Origin of the sequence: Mesorhizobium sp. M0296, from assembly GCF_040321675.1 — a bacterium.
Taxonomy (GTDB): domain Bacteria; phylum Pseudomonadota; class Alphaproteobacteria; order Rhizobiales; family Rhizobiaceae; genus Mesorhizobium.
On record NZ_JAMYRZ010000026.1, the window covers coordinates 18427 to 39033 of the forward strand.

The following is a 20607-nucleotide window of genomic DNA, read 5'->3' on the forward strand; positions in this document are numbered from 1 at the left end:
CGGCGTCGCGGCGGCTCGGAAGAGTTCGCAGGAGACTGTTTGGACGCAGCGTCCCTGAGGACCGTTTCCTTTGGCAGGAAATCGCCGGCTATGTTTCGGGACTCTTGTTCTACCTTCGAACCAACGCGCGGGTTACACGGCGTGGCGCATGATCCCTTGGTTTCAATCGTGGTTCCTGCGCACAACGCGGAGGTAACGCTGGCGCGCTCACTCGATAGCCTTCTCGATCAGGAAATAATGGATTGGGAGGCGATCATCGTCGACGACGCCTCCACGGACCGCACCCCTGCGATCATCGCCGGTTATGTGGAGCACGATGCCCGATTTCGGATGTTGAGCTCTTGCGCGCATAGCCCCGCCGGCGCGCGCAATAGCGGGATGTCGACGGCGCGCGGCCACTGGCTCATGTTTCTGGATGCGGACGATTGGGTGGATTCCAGCTTCCTTGCCAAAATGCTGGCCGCACTGAAATCCGCTCCCGATGCAGTGGCTGCCTATTGCGGTTCCCGACGCGTGATGCCCGATGGCGAACTCACGGCGTCGAGCATCGCAACGGAGGTTGCGATTCAACCCTTCGAGACATTCGCGCGCCGGTGTGCCGTCCGCACTCACGCGCTGCTGGTCGATCGGGAGATAATTGTCGAGTTAGGCGGTTTCGACGTGTCGCTGCGCACCTGTGAGGACTGGGATCTGTGGCAGCGCCTCGCACGTCTAGGCAAAAATTGGGTGATGGTCGACGCGCCGCTCGCTTTCTATCGGGCCAGCCCCAACGCGCTCAGCCGCAATTCGGCGCAGATGCTGGCAGATGGCGAAGTCGTGATCGCTCGCGGCTTTTCCGCCGATCCGAGGGTCAAACACCCGGCATCGGCTCACGCCAATGGAGCGACCGACGCGAACGGCCACACCGCTTCAGAAGCACTCGCGTGGTTCGCGTTGTGGAACGCCGCATCGGATTGCGGCTGCGGCTCGCGCTCGATCAACCCGCAGTCCCTGCGCGCGCTCCCGGCAGGACGTAAGTGGGCGCGTGAGATCGCCAAGGTGGCCGTCGATGGCCTTATGGTAGGAAGCCTGTCGGTGCCAGCGCAATTGGCTGCCAGGTGGGACAGGTTCGGCGCTTCCCTCACCGAGTTGATCCTCGAACTCGGCAAGGTCTGGAATAATCCCGACGCGGCTCGCCGCGTGCAGTATCACTTTGAGCAAATGCTGCTCGATGTCGACGATCTTGCCGCGCCGCGCAGGCTGGCGCGGACACTTGGAATTCGTGTCGACGCGCGAAATCCGGCCTCGATCGAAGTACCGGAAGGAATCGATCAAATCTATGCCCATCTGATGATGGATGGCCAGATCGAGGCTCTCGTGCAGTTCGGCGTACTCGGGAGAGTGACGAGGCGTCATTGGATTGAATTGATCCTGAATTTCCTGCCCTCTGAGCGGCCTATGCACAGTGCCGCGCGACTTGCGAGGCGATCGCCTGTAGATGCACCGCAAAAGGGCGCCGGTGCCGACAAGTCAAACATGTCTGCAGCCGAGGCATTGTTGTCCATGGCGGGACGCCGGTCTGATCGGGACAGCCATTTCGGCAAACTCGCGGGATTGGCCGCGGAAGCGCAGGCGCTGGTTCGGTCGAGCGCCGAAACTAAAGAGCCTTTTGCAGCGCCGCGCCGTGCACGGGCCGCGGATGGGCGCGACAATGATCGCACATCTTTCTGGAATCGCCATTTTGCGATCGAGGATCCCTGGAACTACGGTTCGCCCTATGAGCAGGAAAAATATGAGCGGCAGCTCGAAATTCTGCCTGCCGGTCCCATCGGACGGGCGCTTGAGCTGGCCTGCGCGGAGGGCCACTTCACGCGGCAGCTGGCGCCGCGCGTGGGCCATTTGACCGCAACTGACATCTCCGCCGTAGCCGTCGGGCGGGCGCGCGCGCGATGCAGCGATCAGCCGAACGTTGAGTTCGGCGTACTGGATTTTTCTGCGGACACGCTGCCGGGCGAGATGGATCTGATCGTGTGTTCGGAAGTGCTCTACTACCTGGACGATCTCACCGAGTTGCGGCGCATCGCCAAAAAACTCGTTGAGGCGTTGGCGCCTGGCGGCAGTTTCATCAGCGCACACGCATTCGTGCTACGAGACAATGTTGAAAGGACGGGCTTCGACTGGAACACATTCGGTGCACAAGCGATCTCAGAGACGCTGGCAGCGACCCACGGCCTCGTTCTCGAGCAATCGATCCAGACCGAGCTCTACCGCATAGACCGCTTCGGCCGCCTGTCACCAGGCGACGTGGCGACGGAACCGACGATAGATCATGTGCCAATCCGCGCCCCCGTCGAAATCGGAGTCGCGCGAAATATCGTCTGGGGCGGGGCGCGGGCCTTGCGCCGCGACGTCGCACATAGCGAGCGGCGGCAGCGTATCCCTGTCCTCATGTATCACAGCGTCTCCGATGAAGGTCCGGCCGCGCTCGCCCGTTTTCGGCTCGCGCCCGCCGCATTCGCCAGCCAAATGACATGGCTGCGCGCCAATGGCTTTCACGCGATTAGCTCCGAGCAGCTGGAATGGTTCATCGCCAAGCGCCAGCCTTTCGTTGGCCGCCCAGTGCTCATCACCTTCGATGACGGCTTCCAGAACTTTGCCGACCATGCCTGGCCGGCCTTGCGCGCGAACGACCTGACCGCGGAAGTGTTCCTGGTGACGGACTTGGTGGGTGAAAGTGCACAGTGGGACGCCTACAGCGGCCCGCCGACGCAGCTTATGGACGCCGGGACGGTGCGACGCCTCGCCGGCGAAGGTGCGTTCTTCGGAAGCCATCTGGCGACGCATCGCGCGATCGATGGTCTGTCGAGCTCTGACTTGGCCGCCGAGCTCCTGCGCTCTCGTATGTTCATCGAACGGTGGACCGGTCGGCCAACCGCGGCGTTCGCGGCACCCTTCTCTGTCACCGACCGACGGCTTGGCAGGCTGGCCAAGGAGTGCGGCTATCGAATCGGCTTCGGCGGCAGACACGGGCCGGCGGACCTCGATTGCGATCCCATCGACCTTCCGCGCATCGAGATTCGTGGGGATCGTTCGTTCGATGACTTTGTTGCCGTTGTCGAGGCCGTGCTCGCGTGAGCCGTGAACTTGTCAGTGTCTAGATTCGTAACAAATTGGTTCCGCGTTTTGTTCAGCGTCCCGCTCCGCTTACCTCGTTCGCAAGTCTATTGGGCGACCTGGGATACGGCTGACATCAGCTCCTGCGGGCTTGGCGCCCCAAACATGTATCGCCCACCCTCTGGAACCTCCGTGAAGCTCCAGCGGACGATCCCCTGCCGGTCCAGCAGGAACTGACCGACCAATTGTCCGTGTCCCGTTGCTAGCATCTGCTCGTCGGCTTCGGTCAGCTCGTAATGGTCCCTCTTGTTGAGGATTTCACTGGCCGCAAGAGGATCCATAGGACCGGGCAGCTCGCCTGGTATGTCGACCCGCATATCCTTTGCCGCTGCCATCGAGACCTTGTACGGCCAGTTCGTCTCGTTTTGGGTGAATTCGAGATTGGGCAGTCCAAAAGCACGATGTGAAGCGCGTTCAGGATCGGAGGCCGCAAGCAGATTCGGCATCGGATGGTAGCGGAAATAGAGACGCGCCCGTTCGATCGGCGTGTTGACCACCGTCAGGCTCTCCACGCCCTTTTCGCGCAGCTCCGGATCAAGCCGCGCCTGGGCGGCGATATGGCGTCGGCAAAACGCGCAATGCAGACCTCGAAACAGGCCGACCAGCACCGGTTTTTGGCCGCGAAAATCGTCAAGCGCGATCTTGCCTTCCTGGGTAATGGCGTCGAGTACCACGTTTGGCGCACGGTCGCCCGGTTGAAGCGGCACCAAGTCACTACGCGCGGACATTTCCAACCTCCAACCCCGGCTAGTCGAGAAAAGGCAGCACCACAAGCGCTTCCGGGTCGAGCCCGTGCTGGGCGCATATACCCTGCGCCAGGGAAAAGTAGCGTTCGGCCTCGGCCAGATTGTCGAGGTCGAGATTAAGCGTTGCGAGACCATCATAACACGGAAACAGCAGTTGGGGTTCGCCCGTTTCGCGAGCTACGTCCAGTGCTTCGTGGAACAACCCAACCGCCAGGTCCGGACGGCCGTTGCACTGGTGGATCTGCCCAAGCACGATCAACGGCACCGGCAGGTGCTCGCGCTGGTCGAGCGCCCGGTCGAGCTCGATGGCCTTCTCGGCAGCAGGCACGCCCTCCGTTGGACAGCGATCCGTGAAAGTACAACAAGCGACCGCCAGATTGGCGAGGAGGCGCGCCTGGAAACCCAAATCACCAATACGGCGCGCCACTTCAAGACCGCGTCGACAGACCTCCATCGCCTTTGCGGGATCGATGGTCGTGTAGAGCACGCCGAGATTGGTGTAGCCGCGGCAGGCCGCGCCCAGCAGACCGGCGGCTTCGGCCAATTCAATGCTACGCTCAACCTGACGCACGGCCTCACGGTTTCGCCCAAGGCGAGCCAGCGCGACAGCCTTGGTATTGAGTGCCTCGGCGGTCACAAGAGTGGCATCACACCTTACCTCGGAGACATGCTCCGTTGTCAGTGTGCCTACGCAATCCAGCGCCGCGTCTGCCCATTTTGCCGCGAGAGCGTGATCTCCGCTACGGAACGCCTGTCGGCCACGTTCTTGCCACAGATGCGCCTGCTCGATCGGGGCATCCGCTCCATCGAGGAGCGCTGCCGCCTCAGCATAGCGGGGTTCTGCCTTGTCCCGCTTGCCGACATCCCAGAGTAGCCGACCGATCTTACGCAAAACTCGCGCCGAGGCGACGCGATTGGCCGACTCGCGGTATGCCTGCAACACCGTCTCGTAGTGGTGGTGCGCGATCTCGCGGCGGCCTGCCGGGCCGCTCAAATCGGCAATGCGCTCTGCAATTGCCAGTTTGAGCGGTGTTTGCCCGATCGCGCCCAACGCAGTCAGTGCTCGCTCGTAGAAACGAAGGGCGTCGTCATTGGCATATATCATGCGAGCGCGATCGCCTGCCGCCTGCAGGTAATGCGCGCCCTTCTCCCGCTCGGCGCTCTGTGCGAAATGATGACCGAGCACGGTCAAATCCTCGAGCCGTTCCGGCTCGTCGCCGCACAGTTGCTCCAAGGCAGCACCGATCCGCCCGTGGATTTCGGTCCGGCGTTGCAGGAGCAGATTCTGGTAGATCACGTCCTGCAGCAATGTTTGCGTAAATCGGTAGCTTTGAGACGAGACCGAGCCTGATCCGGCAACTTCCTCGATGATTTCCGCATCGCAAAGCAGTTCGCAGCCGGCTTCGAGCCGGCCGGGGTCGGCTGTCACGGTTTTCAGAAGTGTGGCATCGAAGCGCGGGCCGATTACCGCGGCCTCCTGGGCCAACCGGCGCACCTCTTGGGGCAGCCGGTCGACGCGGGCAAGCAACATTGCCTGGATAGTGGCGGGGATGCCGGTTGCGACTTCGCCTGCCACAGTCCGCCATCGCTGGCCGTCTCGCATCAGTACACCGCGATCGATAAGGCCGCGAACGATTTCCTCTACAAAAAGGGGGTTGCCGCCCGCGCGCTCGAGGATCTGGTCGAGAAGCCCTCCCGCGGAGCTTACCCAGCTCTCGCCGAAAAGCGCTGCCAGCAGGCTGCGTCCGTCATCATTGTTGAGTGGCGGAAGCCTGAGCGCTGTGTGACTGACCCGACTTGAGTCGAGCTGGTCGTTGTCCGGCGCCGGACGATGCGTGACCAGCAACATCAACCGCGTGCGTTCCAACCTGTCCATCACGAAACGTAGTGCCTCGAGCGACACGGCGTCGGCCCAGTGCAGGTCTTCGACGACAATCAATAACGGCGACAACGCAAGCCGCCGTTCGATGATTGTGCGGACTGCGTAGAGAATTTGCCGCCGCAGCTGCTCGGGCTCGACATGCTGCAAGGTGGCATCGGGGTCGCCAAGGCCAAGCACATGGTAGAGCAAAGGCATCAGCCGCTTCGCCTCCTCGCCCTGCAGGCCGAGATCGGCAAGCAAGCCTGCGAGCTTCCCCCGCATTTCGTCCCCATTGTCGTTTTGCATCATCCCGGCAGCGCTGCGCACCACTGCGCCCAAGGCGCCAAAAGATTGTTCACCCAGCGGTGAGCACGTGGCCTGCCGCACGGCGACGTTGCGAAAACGCTCCTCGTCGCCGACGCGGGCGACGAACTCCTTCACCAGCCGCGATTTCCCGATGCCGGCTTCTCCGACGAGGCGGACAAGTTGGGCCGAGCCGCCGCACGCCTGGTCAAGGCTCGCCATCATTCTATTGAGCTCCGCACCACGACCTATTAGCGGCGCACTGAGGCCGAGCGCCTCGAGCCCGCGCGCTGCACGCGGCACCGCTAGCGGTGCGTCCAGTCGATGAACGAGCACGCTGCCAGCCTTGCCGCGAAACACGACATCACCCAGCGACTCGTAAGAAAAGGCATGCCGGGTCAGCCTGTGAGTGAGCTCGCCTACCAGCACCTCACCCGGTGCGGCCAGCGATTGCAGGCGTTGCGCCGTATTCACTGTGTCGCCGGTCACGGAATAGGATCTGGCGGTGCCGATGCCCAATCCGCCAGTAACGACCGGACCAGTGTTTATGCCGATGTGGAGTAACAGAGGCGAGCCGGAGTGGGGGGTGCTTTCGCCGAGCCGCGCCGTCCGGGCGATCATGTCGAGAGCGGCGCGAAGCGCACGTTCCGGATCGTCCTCATGCGCGACCGGCGCACCGAACAAAGCGAGCAGTGCATCGCCGATGAATTTGTCGACGAAACCACCAAAGTTTCGTACGGCCGCCGTCAATTCCTTGAATAGTTTGTTCTGCAGCGCTTGCATGACCTCGGGGTCGAGCTGCTCGCTGAGTGTCGTAAAGCCGCAAAGGTCGGCGAACAGGACCGTTACCGTCCGGCGATCGGCGTCAGAGACGGGATGCAGCCCTTCTTCGCTTTCCATGTTCGAAAGCAGCGACGGAGTTCGAGAAGGCGGCACAATGGTCCGGCTTGGTGCCGGAGCAGGCCGTTCGACGGCTTTTGCGGGCGCACCGACGCTTGCCCCACATTTCGGACAGAACTCGAAATCAGGTGCGCAGGTGTAGCCGCAACTGGCGCATGGCACGGGCTGGCGCCTGCCACACCTCGGACAGAAGGCGTAACCGCCCTCAATCTCGAAACCGCAGCCCGAGCAGTCCATCGAACAAGACCTCACTAGTGGCCGTGACGGCGTGATCTCGCCCGCACTTCACGGCCAGGCTATTCACAAGGATGCACCGATAGTCGTCGACGGGCAAGCGGCAGCGAGCGATCCGTGTGGGTCCGGTGGCAGAGCGCTGCCCATTCGGGCGGCTGCGTGGCCGTCGTCTGCGAAAGTTCCCTCTTACCCTCCGTCTTCCTGCTATCATGAAGATGAGGAGGCCGTTGACCTCTTGATGCAACGGGCTGACTCGCAACGCTGTCACCGACGTCTCGCGTGCTTCCGGCCCGCAGCTACGGCCATCTGGGCCGTTTCGCCGAAGCCCGCGCGGCATGGCAGGAGGCGCTTCGCGTCAATCCCGACTATTCGTTGGAATACCGTCGCAAAGTCTTGCCCTACAAGAAACCGGTCGATTTCGAACACGTGGTGGATGGGCTCCGCAAGGGGCGGTGCGGTGCAATGACAGGTGAGGCCTATGCGGCCGGATCAGACGCCAGAGGCTCCCCGATAGATCGCCGTGGCTTGCGGTTGCGAATTAGGCTCAGGTCGGCTTGATCTCTGCCTGGCCGATCTTGCGCCATCTGGCGTTTTCGCGAACCAGTTTCAGGTCGTCGGTCGTCTCGGCAAATGTCCGCAATCGGTATTGCCGGAGCAGGTCCGGGAAGAGCGCTCCTTCCGGCAGGCCGGCAAGCTGCTCGCGGACTGAGATCTTTTCATCGATGACCCGCATGCCCCAGGCATTTTCCCGAACCTGCAGCTCCGCAGCCAGATCGCGCTCTTCCGGCGCGTTTTCGTCTAGCACGGCCAGAAGGATCGAGTGGAAAAGCGCTACATAGCCAATCTGTCTCAGGCCCCCCACGACCCGCACGCGCGGCAATATGGCAAGGACGAGGAACGTCAGGAACAAGTTCGGCAGCAGCACGCCGTCCAGCAGCGCCTGCCTGAGATACGGCCGCTCGAACGGGATGGAAAGACCTTGCGGCCTGTCGGGCTCGATCAGGTGCCCGTTCTCGAGAACGAGCTTGCGCACGCGCTCCTCGCGGATGCCCCAGAAATAGTCCGTGGCATTGGGCAGGAATCTGCCAAATGGGCTCGATGTGGCCTCTTGCCAGGCATGTTCGAGACGCTGGCGTCTTGCGGGTTCAATGAGCAGCCTGGAAAGAAGGCTGCCGTCATATTCCAGATGCCGCGCCATGGCAGCCGCGGCGGCCCGATCATCGATGAAAACCGGCAGGGCCATGCCGGCACGATCCCAATTGGCGACCAGATCCTGGTTCAGGGCAGTCAGCGCATCGGCGGCGGTTTCAAACACCTTGTCCTGGCTGGCAAGCAGTGTGCCCAGCCAGCGGCTGGCATCCGTTTCATCGCCCACCGCTTCGAGCGCGCGCTTGTTGAGGGAGACGGGACCGGCCACGCAGGCGCTTTTGCGGCACAGTTTGTGGCGCCCCATGCCAAACAGGTTGACCTTGTCGTCGCCGACATCGAGCCATCCCGGCCCCTCCCGGCCAACTGTCTCCATGGTCATCGTCGTTCCCATGAAGCCGACCAAGGCCGACAGCCCGTTTTCGACTGCGCCGAGCCAGGCAAGCAGGAGGGCATCGAAGGTGATCCGGTCCATCAGAAGCAGGCAGTGCAGGCCGGACTGAATCACCGGTCTGTGCTCGAACTCGTCGAGGGCTTTGCCGATCTCGTCAGGCTGCATGATCATACCGAGGCGCTGGTGCAGGACTTCGCGCAGGATCGAGCGAGCAGCGATCGCCGGGCCCGATGCAGGCCTTGCCACCGGCCGCCAAAGATGGCGGGCGTAGTCGGAAACCGGTGCATTCCAGTTCTGCTCGATGTCGCGCACGACCTCCGGGCAGAGCAGCGACAGCACAGTCAGAATTTCCACCGGAGGCGTAGGGGTAGGGGAAGGGGTAGGATCAAAGACGGCGGTCATTGGTCCCGTCTAGCCGCTTGCGGTGCAAACGCCAAGCGAGACCAGACTTGCTGGATGCGGCCGGCCCACACATAGATCGTCAACTCGATTAAGATGGCGTGAGACGAAATGGCCGTATCCTACGCAGCTCTCCATGAGCAATCACCTGTTCGCTCGGCACGAATTGTCAGACTGGCTAAACAGCTAACGCCAAACAGCGGATCTTAGAACCGCAGCCGGGCCATGCTCAGGAGGTCGTGGTACTGCCCGTCGGTAAAGCCGGCCTTCACATGCCGGCCTTCGACCTCAAAGCCGTGGCTTTTGTAGAGACGGAGAGCCGCTTCGTTGTCGGCATAGACGGTCAATTCGACCCGCTTCAGGGCGCGCCAGTTGTCGGCCACGTCAAGCAGCGCGCCAAGTATGGCAGAGCCGATACCTTTGCCGACAAAGGCATCGTCAAGGCCAATATTGATCTCGCCGATATGCGAACGGCGCGGTGAACCCTGCACGACCAGGCTGCCATGGCCGACGACCTTGCCGTCCAGCTCGGCAACGATCCAGGTGGTTTCCTGGCCGGACTTGGCAATGCGCCGCGCCACCTGCTCCACCATCTCGAAAGGCATCCTGAGCGTGCCCCAGCGGAAGCCCGGCATGTTGAAGATAGCGCAAAGCGCCTCCGCATCGCTTGGCCGGACGGACCGCAGCAGCGGCTCGATTTTCTCGGAGGGTGGCGAGGTCGTGCTGGTCATGGCGTTCCCGGCGAAGGCAATCGGCCCGGTACGATGCACCGGACGCCACCTGAAAATCCAGCCGTCTCTGACCTATGATGCCGATTGCGAGCTAAAAATACCGGGAGGCAGCGTAGAGTTTGAAGACGCCGCTGATGCCTATCCAGCCGAAAAGGGCGAGCCAGCACAATGTCACGGTCGCCGTCCAGTCGATCCGGTGCACCGCAGCGTTGGTGATGACGACGCCGAGGATGGCAAGCAGGCCAACCAGAAACTGCGCCAACCCGAGCACCAGCAGTTCCTCGCGCGGCGCGCTTCTCCAGACGAGATATATACCGCCCGCACCGGCGAGGAAGATGGCGCTGTAGACCTGAGCGTGGAAGGCATCGATCGGCCATGGCCAGATGCCACTGAATGTCAGGGGAAACAGCAACAGGCCGACGCCATAGAGCCCAAGGATCGCGGATTCCGCCGGCATGTAGCCGCGCCATGCGGGATTTAAGGTCACGCCTTTTGCAGAAGGACGGGCCCTGGCCCGCCACAGGGACAGCCCGGATACCGCGACCGAAGCAAGATAGACCAAAAACCACAGCCAGGGCGCTTTGCGCTCGAAGTTGAAATAGCCGAGATTGATGAACGAAGCCACCGACACGATGACGGTGAAGATGAAGGCCATGACGAGCACGAGCCTGCCGGGCGACCAGCGATTCCAGACCAGCAGTGCCGCCATCACGACCATTTCGGCGGTGTAGAAGCCACCGAGGAAGCGCGCATTGAACGGCGTGACGGCCCAAGGCCAGCCCGGTTTCACCAGCGCAGGCATGAAAAACAGGCCGGCGCCTACGATCAGGACGATGATGACCACCGCAGAAAAAAGGCGCAGGGCCGCGGGAAATGGCGGATTGTCGGATGTCGGCATGGGAGAAAATCCCAAAGATGAATGCGCCATGGACCATCATAGTGCTGCTTGCGGCCGGTTAAAATCCGCCGAATGGAAATTGAACGGTCACCAGGCTTATCCATTCGAATGGCCGTACGGTCCGTTTCGAAGTAAGATGGAGCACTCGGACCAAAGACCGGTCCGGTCAAAACGCCTCGGGGTGCATTTTCCGGAGCCTGCACGATGAACGAAGCTCAGGATCTGTTCTCACTTCTGCGACAATCGGCCGATGTCGATCCGCAGGCGATCGACGCGATCAAGCGAACCATCGCGGAGGGCGAGGACCGCGAACTTTGCCGCATCAATGCGCCAGCCTTCGCCAGCAAGCATCGCCTCGACGAGGAGCGCGCAATAAGCGCCTTTCTCCATGCGGCGCGGGTGGGCATCTTCGACATTTCCTGGAATGTTCTGTGCCCCGGCTGCGGCGGCGTGCTCGACACCAACGCCACGCTGAAAACCCTGCAAAAGGACGAATACACCTGCGCGCTGTGCTCCGAGGGCTATTCACCGACCCTCGACGAGATGGTCGAGGTGACATTCACCGTCAGTCCCCGCGTGCGCAGGATTGCCGCCCACAATCCACACGAACTGCCGGTGGCGGAATATTTCCGCCAAATCTACTGGGCGTCCGGCGTCGATCTGCCGGAAGAGGATTTCGTGAAAAAGCTGGAAGCGTTCTCGCTGGAGGATATCGAGCTTGCGCCCGGTGAAAAGGCGGTTCTGACCATACAGCTTCCGTCTGAATTCATCATCGTCTTCGAGCCGGTCACCCATTCAGCGCAGTTCATCGACGGGAAGGGCGAACCAACAAAGGAGCGCCGGAGCCTCTCTTTGGCCTTCGACCGCGACCATGTCCAGAACCAGACGCTGGAGATGCAACCCGGCCCGTTGCGCATTTCGCTGGAAAACCGGACCGACACCCGCGTGCTGCCGACAGTCTTCATCGCCGGCCAGACATTGCATGATTTCCTGGGAAAACGCCGGCCCTTCCTGACCGCCAAGCGCCTGCTCACCAACCAGACGTTCCGCGATCTCTATCGCACGGATACACTCGACATCAACCAGCGCCTGAAGATCACCAGCCTGACGTTCCTGTTCACCGACCTGCGCGGATCGACCGAGCTTTACGAGCGGGTGGGCGACCTTTCAGCCTTCGATCTCGTGCGCGAGCATTTCCAGGTTCTGCACGAGATCGTCACGGCGGAGGCAGGCGCGGTGGTGAAGACGATCGGTGATGCGGTGATGGCGACCTTCGCGACGCCTGATCGTGCGATTGCTGCAGCCCTCAGGATGCGCGATGCCATGCGTACGCTCAACGACAAGAGCGGGCGCGAGGATCTGCTGCTCAAGATCGGAGTCCATGCCGGCCCCTGCATCGCCGTGTCGATGAATGAGCGACAGGACTATTTCGGCCAGACGGTCAACATTGCTTCGCGGGTCCAGAACCTTGCCAACGCACAGGCGATCTTCGCCACTCGAGCGGTGGTCGACGACAATCTCACCGCCGATCTCTTACACAGGAACGCGCTGACGCCCGTGCCCCACGAGGTCTCGCTGCGCGGCATTGACCGGGAGATAGCAGTATACACGATCCCCTGAAGGCTTGGCCCCTGAAGAGTTGGCTCGTCCCGGCCCCTCACACGCGCCTACAGATAAAATAACGATCGGCGGCAATCGAAGGTGGCGGCGAGAGGCGTTGCAACTGCGGGTGATCGAGCGGCGTGCCGCTGACCGCGATGCCGCCGACGCGAAGCAGGCGCGCGGTCAGATCGGGAAGCCACGTAGAGGTCACTGCATCGCGATCTTCATAGCCGGTGCCGATGTCGGCATGAACAAGAGCGGCGTCGATGCCAATGAACCTGCTCGCCGTCTCGCGTATTTCGCCGAGCACGAGGTTTTCAGCTTCGGGAATTGAGCTGGCGTGTGCGGCAAGTGCGCGATCGAACGCTACGATCCGGCGTCCGGGCAGGCGCTCGCGCAGATGGTGGAACGTCCGGCCATTGCCGAGGCCGAGCTCGAGCACGGGCCCCTCCATCTCCGCAACCTCGGCGCAGACATGATCGAGTATGTCGCGCTGTGCGGTCATCCTCCGGATGAAACTGTCAAGGCGACTCATGTGCGATTGTATGTCCAGAACCAGTTCACGAAATCAACTGCCCCCGACCAGAGCGTTTCGCGGCTGAAACCCCAGGCCGACGTGCTAAACCCCGATCGAGTCTTGCCGCGTGTAGAGGCGAACGATGAACACTGCAACAAGCGAACAGGCTGCCGACAAGGATCATACCGGGTGCAGTCGGCGGCGCAGCACGCGGCGGAACAGCGATGTCATTTGTAGGGGTCCGCGGCGTCCCGCAACCCGTCGCCCAGGAAGTTGAACGCCAAGATGACGAGAACGACGGGGAGCATCGGCAAAAGCAGCCATGGATAGAACGCGATCACGCTGACGCTGCGCGCCTCGGTGAGCAGGATGCCCCAGCTGGTTATCGGTGCCCTCAGGCCGAGCCCGAGGAAGCTCAGCGCCGTCTCGCCCAGGATCATGCCGGGTATGGAGATCGTCGCCGTCGCGATCAGATGCGACATGAAGCCAGGAATGAGATGCCGCCCGATGATGCGGCTGCTTCTGGCGCCCATCAATTGCGCGGCCAGAACGTAATCCTCCTCGCGCAAGGCTAGAAGCTTCGAACGCACGGCCCGCGCCAGTCCGGTCCAGTCGAGCAGCCCGAGGATGACGGTGATGCCGAAATAGATCAGGATCGGACTCCAGGTTATCGGCATGATCGCCGCCAGAGCCAGCCATAGCGGAATGCTGGGGATCGATTGCAGAACTTCGATTATCCGTTGGACGATCAGGTCGAAGATACCGCCGTGATAGCCGGCCAGTCCGCCGATGACAATGCCGAGCAGGAAGCTGAAACTGATGCCGACGAGGCCGATTGTCAGTGAAATACGTGCGCCATAGATGATGCGCGAGAGCACATCGCGCCCCAGCCTGTCAGTGCCGGCCAGAAAGAGTTGGCCGTTTTCGGCAGGGCAGACAAAATGCCTGTCGCCTTCGATAAGGCCCCAGAACCGGTAACTGTCGCCCTTGCAGAAGAAACGGATCCGCTGAACATCATCCTGTTTCTCGACGTAGTTCCGCTTGAGCGTGTCCATATCCAGCGTCATCTGGCGGCCATAGACGAACGGCCCGACGAACTCGCCGTTGTGGAACAGGTGCACCCGCTGCGGCGGTGAATAGATGTAGTCCATGTTGCGCGTGTGCAGATCGTAGGGCGCCAGGAACTCGCAGATCAGTATCCCGAAATAAAGCGCTGCCAGGAATATGCCGGATACAAGGGCAAGCCGGTGCCGACGGAATTTCCACCACATCAGCCGCAACTGCGACGCCTGAAAGACCTTCTCCTGCTCCGGCGTCATCGCCTCGACCGACTGCAGGTCAAAGGGCTCGATGGAAACGTAGTGTTGCAGTGGGGCACCCGGAGCGGGCAGCGGCGATTGCGTGTTCATTTGGTGCTGCCGCCTTGCAAACGAATTCGCGGATCAAGTAGCGCCAGCGCCAGGTCGGAAATCAGGACGCCGATGACTGTCAGGAAGGCGAGGAACATCAGGAACGACCCTGCGAGATACATGTCCTGGCTTTGCAGCGCCTTGATCAGCATCGGCCCGGTCGTTTCCAAAGACAGCACGATCGCCGTGATTTCGGCACCGGAGATGATGGCCGGCAGGATAGAGCCGATATCCGAAATGAAGAAATTGAGCGCCATGCGCAGCGGATATTTGACCAGCGCCCTGAAGGGATGAAGGCCTTTGGCGTGCGCGGTCACGACATATTGCTTATGTAGCTCATCGAGCAGATTGGCGCGCAGCCGCCGGATCATGCTTGCCGTGCCCCCGGTTCCGATGATCAAGACCGGAATCCAGAGATGGGCGAGGATCGATTTCGCCTTGGCCCAGCTCATCGGCTCGCCGAGATATTGCTGGTCCATGAGATGGCCGATAGACGTGCCGAACCAGATGTTGGCGAAATACATCAGGATCAGCGCCAGCATGAAGTTCGGAATCGCAAGGCCGAGAAGGCCGAAGAAAGTCAGGCCGTAGTCGCCCCAGCTGTATTGATGCGTGGCGGAGTACATGCCGATCGGAAAGGCGATGAGCCAGGTAAAGATGATCGTGACGAAGGAAACCAGCACCGTCAGCCACATTCGGTCCCCGACGACGTCGCGAACCGGCAGCTCATATTCGAAGGAATAGCCGAAATCGCCGTGCAGCATCCCGCCGACCCAGTAGAAGTAGCGAATGACCGGTGGCTTGTCGAAACCATATTCCTTGCGCATCATCTCGATGCGATCGGAATCCACCGCTTCGCCCTGAGCCCGAAGCTCGGCAACATAGCTGTCGAAATAGTCGCCTGGGGGAAGTTCGATGATCGTGAACACCAGTGCCGATATGACCAGCAGCGTTGGAACCATCACGGCGATACGCCAGACAAAATATCGAAGCACGCTCAGGACTCTCCAAGCCAGAATGTATCCGGCATATAGACACCGAAATAGGCGGTCGGGTCGTAGCCGTAGAGCGCCTTGTCAGGCAGATTGCGCAGCCGCGAGGATGCCAGAATCGGCTGATGCGTTCCGTTTACCGTGCCGATCGAAAACACCTGATCGGTATAGATCGACAGCATTGAATTCCAGATCTCGGCGCGCTCCGTGGCTTCGGTCGATGCGTTCCAGCGCTTGAGTAAAGCCATCAACTCGACCACGGGCGGAAGATCGGGCGCTTCGCCGACCTTGCCACGGGACAAGTAGTGAGCACCCCAGAGCGGCCATTGCAGCTGGTCATCAACGGTGGGGGCGAGTTGGTAGGGGTTCATGTCGGCGGTCGGCACGCCATTGTCGATGCCCGACCACATCGACATCATGATCTGGCCACCAAGCGCGCGGCTGCGGAAGATGTCGCGCTGCGAAGTCCGGATGAACAGGGCGATGCCGATCTTGCGCCAGTGATCGGTGATGAGCTCGAGCGCGTCGGTTTCCAGCGTGCTTTCGCCGGCCGTTTCCACTACGAGCTGCGCCGGGCGTCCGTCGGGGAGTATCCGCAGGCCGTCATCGTCACGCGCCTGAAGCCCGACCTCGTCGAGCAGGGCATTGGCCTGGTCGGGATCATGGGCGACCCAGGCTTTCGCGAATTCCGGCCGGTAGAGCGGGCTCTCCGGCAGGACCGTATCGGCACTTTCCTGCGCCAATCCGTAGAACACAGCCAAATTGATCTCGCGCCTGTTCACAGCGAGCGAAAGTGCGCGGCGCACGCGCACGTCACGAAAAAGGCCACGCCACACCTGGTCGGCACAATTCAGATTGGGCAGCAGCGCCAGCCGCGAACCTTGTGTGCGTTTCCAGAGATGCATCTTCACCGGGTAGCGCTTCTCCGCATCCTTCAGGAAGGAGTAATCGGTGAAGTCAATTCCCATGCCTTGCAGGTCGCTCTCGCCCGCACCGGTCTTGGCGGAAATGATCGCCGACGAGCTGACATTCATGACAATCCGGTCGACATAGGGCAGTTGCCGGCCATTCTCGTCTATTCGATGAAAGAACGGGTTCCGCTCGAAGACGAACTGCTCAGCCGGCGGCTTGGTCCGGTTCTGCCAGGGATCGAGCGTCGGCAGTTCCGGGTTCTCCGGGCGATACTGCCGCGACATGCGGATATGCAAGAGAGTCCATTTCTGGGCCCGGTTCTCCTTCATTAGGCCGGCGAGCCGGAATGGATCTTGGTATTTCTTGTGGAACTGCTTGAGATAGGCGGCCGGCAGAACAAGCGATAGGGGCGAAGCAGCGGCGAGCTTGGGCAGGAAGTCGGGATTGGGCGCATCCCAACTATAGCGGACCGTCAACGGATCGACGATCTCGAAGCGTGGCGGCTTGCCGTCCGCCAGCAGGGCCGGGGCGAGCCCGCCTTGCGAAAGCTCATCGTTCAGCCAGACATCTTCCCAGCAATAGCGAAAATCCTCCGACGTCAGCAGGCTACCGTCAGACCATTTATGTCCTTCTCGTATCTTGAAAGTGAAGACACGATCATCCGCTACATCGAAACTTTCGAGAATGTCGGCTTGCAGGTTAAGCTTTTCGTCATAGCCGACCAGGCGAGCGTACCCGTAGATTGTCATCATCCGGATGTCTTTCTGGCTGCCGATGATCGTGCGCAGCGTGCCGCCATATTGGCCGGGCTGCCGGCCCATCGCGGCGAGATTCAACGCGCGAGGGCGCTTGGGCAGGCGTTCGGCGAGTGCCGGCAGCGCTCTGGCCTTCAGCTGCGGCTCAAGAAATTCCGGCTCCAGATCGCCGGCGCGCAACGTGCCCGGCAGAAATGCCGAAGCCATGAGTCCAAGGACGGTGCGCCGGCTGATCAATGGCGTAGCTCGCTGAAATCGGCCGAACGTCGGGCCAGCACGAGGTGGCCGCCGCCAAGATCGAGCGGCGACAGCATATCCTCGTCGCCCTCGTCGCGGAATTGCGGTCCCCATGCGCTGGTGTCGGAAGCGCCGCTGAGTTTCAGCGTCTTGAAATCCATCGGCCTGTCGAGATCGGGGAAAGGTACTGCGGCGACCAGTGAGCGCGTGTAGGGGTGGACCGGTTTCCTAAGCAGAATTTCGCGCGGCGCGAGCTCGACGATACGCCCGCCGCACATCACCGCGATACGGTCTGCCATGTAGTCCACCACCGCGAGGTTGTGGGATATGAACAGGTAGGTCAGGCCCAGTTCCTTCTGCAGGTCCTTCAGAAGGTTCAGGATCTGCGCCTGGACAGAGACATCGAGTGCCGAAACCGGCTCGTCGCAGATCAGGAGTTCAGGCCCCAGCGCCAACGCGCGCGCGATGCCGATACGCTGACGCTGCCCGCCGGAGAAACTATGCGGATAACGCTTTATGAAGCGCGGGTCGAGCCCGATTGCCTGCATCAGGCTCTTGACCGTGGCGAGTCGGGACGCGGCATTGCCACGTCGATGGATTTCCAGCGGCTCGCTCAAAATGTTCTCCACCGTCATGCGGGGTGAAAGCGACGAAACCGGATCCTGGAATACCATCTGGATTTTCGCGCGCAGCATGCGCAGGGCGTCTCCCTCGGCTTCCAAGACGTCGATCGGACCATCGCGGCCATTGAAGATCACAGAGCCGCCGCTAGGGGTGACAGCCCGCATGAGGATCTTGCTGACGGTGGTTTTGCCGGAGCCGCTTTCGCCGACAAGACCCAGGCACTCACCCCGCCTGATATCAAAGCTCACGCCGTCCACGGCGCGAACAGAGGTTTGATGATCTCCGCCGAACCATCCGGACTTGCGGATCGTGAAGGTCTTTGTCAGATCCCTGACCGACAGCAGGATGTCGTCCGGCCCCTTCGATGCCGGCGCCGTCTGCTTGCCGAGCAGGTTCCCGACATTCACCGGCACCTCGCGGAGCGCCTTTAGCCTTTCGCCGGGCTTCAGGTCGAAATGCGGAACGGCTGCCATCAGGCCCTTCAGGTAAGGGTGGCCCGGCCGGCGGAATATCGCCTCCACAGGTCCCGCTTCCATGATCTCGCCATGGTACATGACCACCACCTCGTCGGCGACGTTGGCGACTACGCCAAGGTCGTGCGTGATCAGCAGCATCGCCATGTTCAGCTTCGTCTGAAGCTCGCGCAGCAATTGCAGGATTTGCGCCTGGATGGTGACGTCCAACGCCGTCGTCGGCTCGTCGGCGATCAACAGCGCGGGCCGGCAGATAAGCGCCATGGCGATCATGGCGCGTTGACGCAATCCTCCCGAAAGTTCAAAGGGATACATGTCATAGGCGCGCTTGGGGTTGGGAAAGCCGACAAGTCCGAGCATTTCCTTGGTCCGCGCCTTGCGCTCCACCCAAGCCATGGGCGTATGAATCTGCAGGGATTCGCTCACCTGATTGCCGATCGTATGCAGCGGCGACAGTGATGTCATCGGCTCCTGAAATATTTTGCCGATGCGGCTGCCTCTCAACGCCCGGATTTCGGGTCCGTCACGCGGCATCTGCAGGATATCCTGCGTCGTGCCGGGCTTTTCAGGATCGGAAAACAGGATACGCCCGCGAACATGGGCTGTGTTCGGCAAAATGCCCATCACTGCCTGGCTGAGAACCGATTTTCCGGAACCGGACTCGCCCACAAGCGCGGTAACCTTGCCGGGCAGGACGCGAAGATTTGCACGCCTCACGGCATGCAACGGTCCCCCTATAATGGCAAAAGAGATGCCAACATCCTCGATCCGCAGCAGATCAACGCCCAAATTCATTCTCACACCAGCCCCCACTCTGGCAGGTCCAGAAGGCGAGACTATCGCATTGCCAGCCTAGAGCAACTTGGATTCGAACAGTCGCCAGCTCCCTGGCGGAACCGGCGACCGGACTGCATACCAAACGCGTTCGGATCAGATCGTGGCGGTTACTGGAGCTTCCTCGGGTCGCCCGCGGACGGCCGCGCGGCATTGCGATGAAGCAGCATGACCTGCTCGGCGTCCGATATTCGGTCGTAAATCGGCTCCAGCGCACCGTCTTCGTCGAGCGAGAGAGTACCCGACAAATCGGGTGAAAGCACCGTTAGCTTCTGCCTGATGCCCGCCAGTTCCTCCATGCCGAGCGCCAGCCAGTTGTTGGCGCCGCAATAGCCGGCGAAGTCTTTGCTGGCGAGAACGCTGTGCGGATATTTCTTGGTCAGGGTCTGGAGACGCTGGACCTCGTTTACAGCCGAGCCGAAGACAGAGAATGTGAGCCGGTCGGTAAGCCCGACATTGCCGAACATCACATTGCCGACATGCAGGCCGATACCATAGTTTATGTCGCTCAATCCCTGCTGCTTTCTGCGCAGATTGAGATCCATCATGCGCGCGGTGGCCTTGTGCGCTGCTGCAAGAGCAGCCTGGCAGGCGATCTCGGACTGTGAACGGTGCCTTGCGCAAGGGTAGACGGCAATGAAGCCATCACCTATGAAACTCATGATCTGCCCGCCCTTGCGATTGAAAGGTGCAGCAGCGGCGTCGAAAAACTGGTTCAGCGTATCGATATAGACTTCGCGGCCGGAGGTTTCGGCAAGTCTTGACGACCCGCGCATGTCGCCCATGACCAGTGCCGCCCGGATTGTATCACCCTCGCCGCGCTTGATCTGGCCGTCGAGCACGCGCCTGCCGGCGTCGCCGCCGAGATAAGTGGTCATCATGTTGTCGGCAAGCTTGGTGAGCACCGCCATCTTGGTTGCGATAGCGAGATGGTTCTGGATGCGCAGCAGCGCCGAAATCATGCTGTCGCTGAAGCCTGCAGCACTGTCGGTGGACCAAGACCCGATCATGCCCTGACTGGTGTTGCCGCTGAAGGGATGGACGAAAGCCATGTAATCGGTGACGCCCATCAGCTTGAGGTCATCGAAAACAGGAAATTCCGACGGCACCGACGGGTCGAGCCGGCGCCGCAGATGGTCGAGCTTGTGGCTGAGCAGATGGTAGTATGGGCTGGTCAGGAATCTGTCGGAATGAACGCCGTTCTCCTTGCGGAAGCCTTCCACTTCCAGGCCCTGGCCGCGGAGCCAGGTGAAGCCGAGCGCGTCATAAAGCGGATGAAGCATCGAAAAGCTCAAATGCACCCGCTTCAACGGCAGGCCGGCAGCAGCCAGCCGTTCACAAAAGCCCCTTACCAATGTTTCCAGGTCGTCGCCCGCCAACGCCGATTGGGTCAGCCAATCGGCAACCTTATCCATGAGAATGGCTGAAATTTCTGCTTGCGCTGTGCTCATGCTATCTCGAAATCTCCTTGCACAAATTCGCCGGCT

The 20607-nt window shown here is 61.2% G+C and carries 13 protein-coding genes and 1 pseudogene; 3 read left to right on the top strand and 11 right to left on the bottom strand.

The genetic code is table 11. The features are described from left to right. Positions 1 to 141: 141 nt before the first annotated feature. Entirely contained in the window at positions 142 to 3114 is a 2973-nt protein-coding gene (locus NKI97_RS23045; protein WP_352450244.1) for a trifunctional glycosyltransferase/class I SAM-dependent methyltransferase/polysaccharide deacetylase, read from the top strand. Positions 3115 to 3200: 86 nt separating this feature from the next. On the opposite strand, the gene NKI97_RS23050 is transcribed toward NKI97_RS23045, so the two are convergent. Together NKI97_RS23050 and NKI97_RS23055 are read right to left on the bottom strand one after the other, a co-directional pair. After that, positions 3201 to 3881, bottom strand: a complete 681-nt coding sequence (locus NKI97_RS23050; RefSeq protein ID WP_023675975.1) for a redoxin domain-containing protein — start codon at positions 3879 to 3881, stop codon at positions 3201 to 3203. A 19-nt stretch (positions 3882 to 3900) separates the two neighbouring features. Beyond that, entirely contained in the window at positions 3901 to 7200 is a 3300-nt protein-coding gene (locus NKI97_RS23055) for an adenylate/guanylate cyclase domain-containing protein (RefSeq protein WP_352450245.1), read from the bottom strand. A gap of 214 nt (positions 7201 to 7414) precedes the next feature. On the opposite strand from NKI97_RS23055, the pseudogene NKI97_RS23060 reads away from it, so the two are divergent. Next, positions 7415 to 7644: pseudogene (locus tag NKI97_RS23060) on the top strand (adenylate/guanylate cyclase domain-containing protein); the annotation flags it as partial. A gap of 97 nt (positions 7645 to 7741) precedes the next feature. Here NKI97_RS23060 and NKI97_RS23065 read toward each other — a convergent pair. From NKI97_RS23065 to NKI97_RS23075, 3 genes are all read right to left on the bottom strand, one after another. Next, positions 7742 to 9139, bottom strand: a complete 1398-nt coding sequence (locus NKI97_RS23065; RefSeq protein ID WP_352836742.1) for a hypothetical protein — start codon at positions 9137 to 9139, stop codon at positions 7742 to 7744. 203 nt (positions 9140 to 9342) lie between these two features. Next, positions 9343 to 9867 (bottom strand): GNAT family N-acetyltransferase, encoded by a 525-nt coding sequence (locus NKI97_RS23070; RefSeq protein ID WP_352450247.1) that lies wholly within the window; start codon positions 9865 to 9867, stop codon positions 9343 to 9345. Between the two features lie 91 nt (positions 9868 to 9958). After that, positions 9959 to 10765: a hypothetical protein gene (locus NKI97_RS23075; protein ID WP_352450248.1), complete on the bottom strand. Its 807-nt coding sequence runs from the start codon at positions 10763 to 10765 to the stop codon at positions 9959 to 9961. 204 nt (positions 10766 to 10969) lie between these two features. Between NKI97_RS23075 and NKI97_RS23080 the strand changes: the two genes are divergently transcribed. Continuing rightward, on the top strand, positions 10970 to 12385 hold the full coding sequence (locus NKI97_RS23080) for an adenylate/guanylate cyclase domain-containing protein (protein WP_352836745.1): 1416 nt from the start codon (positions 10970 to 10972) through the stop codon (positions 12383 to 12385). A gap of 37 nt (positions 12386 to 12422) precedes the next feature. Here NKI97_RS23080 and NKI97_RS23085 read toward each other — a convergent pair whose 3' ends face one another. The 6 genes from NKI97_RS23085 to NKI97_RS23110 all read right to left on the bottom strand — a co-directional run bounded on the left by NKI97_RS23085 (position 12423) and on the right by NKI97_RS23110 (position 20571). After that, on the bottom strand, positions 12423 to 12902 hold the full coding sequence (locus NKI97_RS23085; protein WP_352748285.1) for a class I SAM-dependent methyltransferase: 480 nt from the start codon (positions 12900 to 12902) through the stop codon (positions 12423 to 12425). A gap of 209 nt (positions 12903 to 13111) precedes the next feature. Next, positions 13112 to 14293, bottom strand: a complete 1182-nt coding sequence (locus NKI97_RS23090) for an ABC transporter permease (RefSeq protein WP_352450251.1) — start codon at positions 14291 to 14293, stop codon at positions 13112 to 13114. After that, entirely contained in the window at positions 14290 to 15288 is a 999-nt protein-coding gene (locus tag NKI97_RS23095) for an ABC transporter permease (RefSeq protein ID WP_023675966.1), read from the bottom strand. The genes NKI97_RS23090 and NKI97_RS23095 overlap by 4 nt, the downstream gene beginning before the upstream one ends. Before the next feature lie 2 nt (positions 15289 to 15290). Then, positions 15291 to 17189, bottom strand: coding sequence for an ABC transporter substrate-binding protein (locus tag NKI97_RS23100; protein WP_352450252.1), 1899 nt, complete (start codon positions 17187 to 17189; stop codon positions 15291 to 15293). After that, positions 17186 to 19081: an ABC transporter ATP-binding protein gene (locus NKI97_RS23105; RefSeq protein ID WP_352450253.1), complete on the bottom strand. Its 1896-nt coding sequence runs from the start codon at positions 19079 to 19081 to the stop codon at positions 17186 to 17188. Before NKI97_RS23105 ends, NKI97_RS23100 begins: the two co-directional genes overlap by 4 nt. Positions 19082 to 19230: 149 nt before the next feature. After that, positions 19231 to 20571, bottom strand: a complete 1341-nt coding sequence (locus tag NKI97_RS23110; RefSeq protein WP_352450254.1) for an adenylate/guanylate cyclase domain-containing protein — start codon at positions 20569 to 20571, stop codon at positions 19231 to 19233. Positions 20572 to 20607: the final 36 nt, after the last annotated feature.

Bases quoted from the DNA above. Each gene is read 5' to 3' on its own strand.
- NKI97_RS23050 (WP_023675975.1), bottom strand. From the start codon at position 3,881: ATGTCCGCGCGTAGTGACTTGGTGCCGCTTCAACCGGGCGACCGTGCG.
- NKI97_RS23055 (WP_352450245.1), bottom strand. From the start codon at position 7,200: ATGGACTGCTCGGGCTGCGGTTTCGAGATTGAGGGCGGTTACGCCTTC.
- NKI97_RS23065 (WP_352836742.1), bottom strand. From the start codon at position 9,139: ATGACCGCCGTCTTTGATCCTACCCCTTCCCCTACCCCTACGCCTCCG.
- NKI97_RS23070 (WP_352450247.1), bottom strand. From the start codon at position 9,867: ATGACCAGCACGACCTCGCCACCCTCCGAGAAAATCGAGCCGCTGCTG.
- NKI97_RS23075 (WP_352450248.1), bottom strand. From the start codon at position 10,765: ATGCCGACATCCGACAATCCGCCATTTCCCGCGGCCCTGCGCCTTTTT.
- NKI97_RS23080 (WP_352836745.1), top strand. From the start codon at position 10,970: ATGAACGAAGCTCAGGATCTGTTCTCACTTCTGCGACAATCGGCCGAT.
- NKI97_RS23085 (WP_352748285.1), bottom strand. From the start codon at position 12,902: ATGAGTCGCCTTGACAGTTTCATCCGGAGGATGACCGCACAGCGCGAC.
- NKI97_RS23090 (WP_352450251.1), bottom strand. From the start codon at position 14,293: ATGAACACGCAATCGCCGCTGCCCGCTCCGGGTGCCCCACTGCAACAC.
- NKI97_RS23105 (WP_352450253.1), bottom strand. From the start codon at position 19,081: ATGAATTTGGGCGTTGATCTGCTGCGGATCGAGGATGTTGGCATCTCT.
- NKI97_RS23110 (WP_352450254.1), bottom strand. From the start codon at position 20,571: ATGAGCACAGCGCAAGCAGAAATTTCAGCCATTCTCATGGATAAGGTT.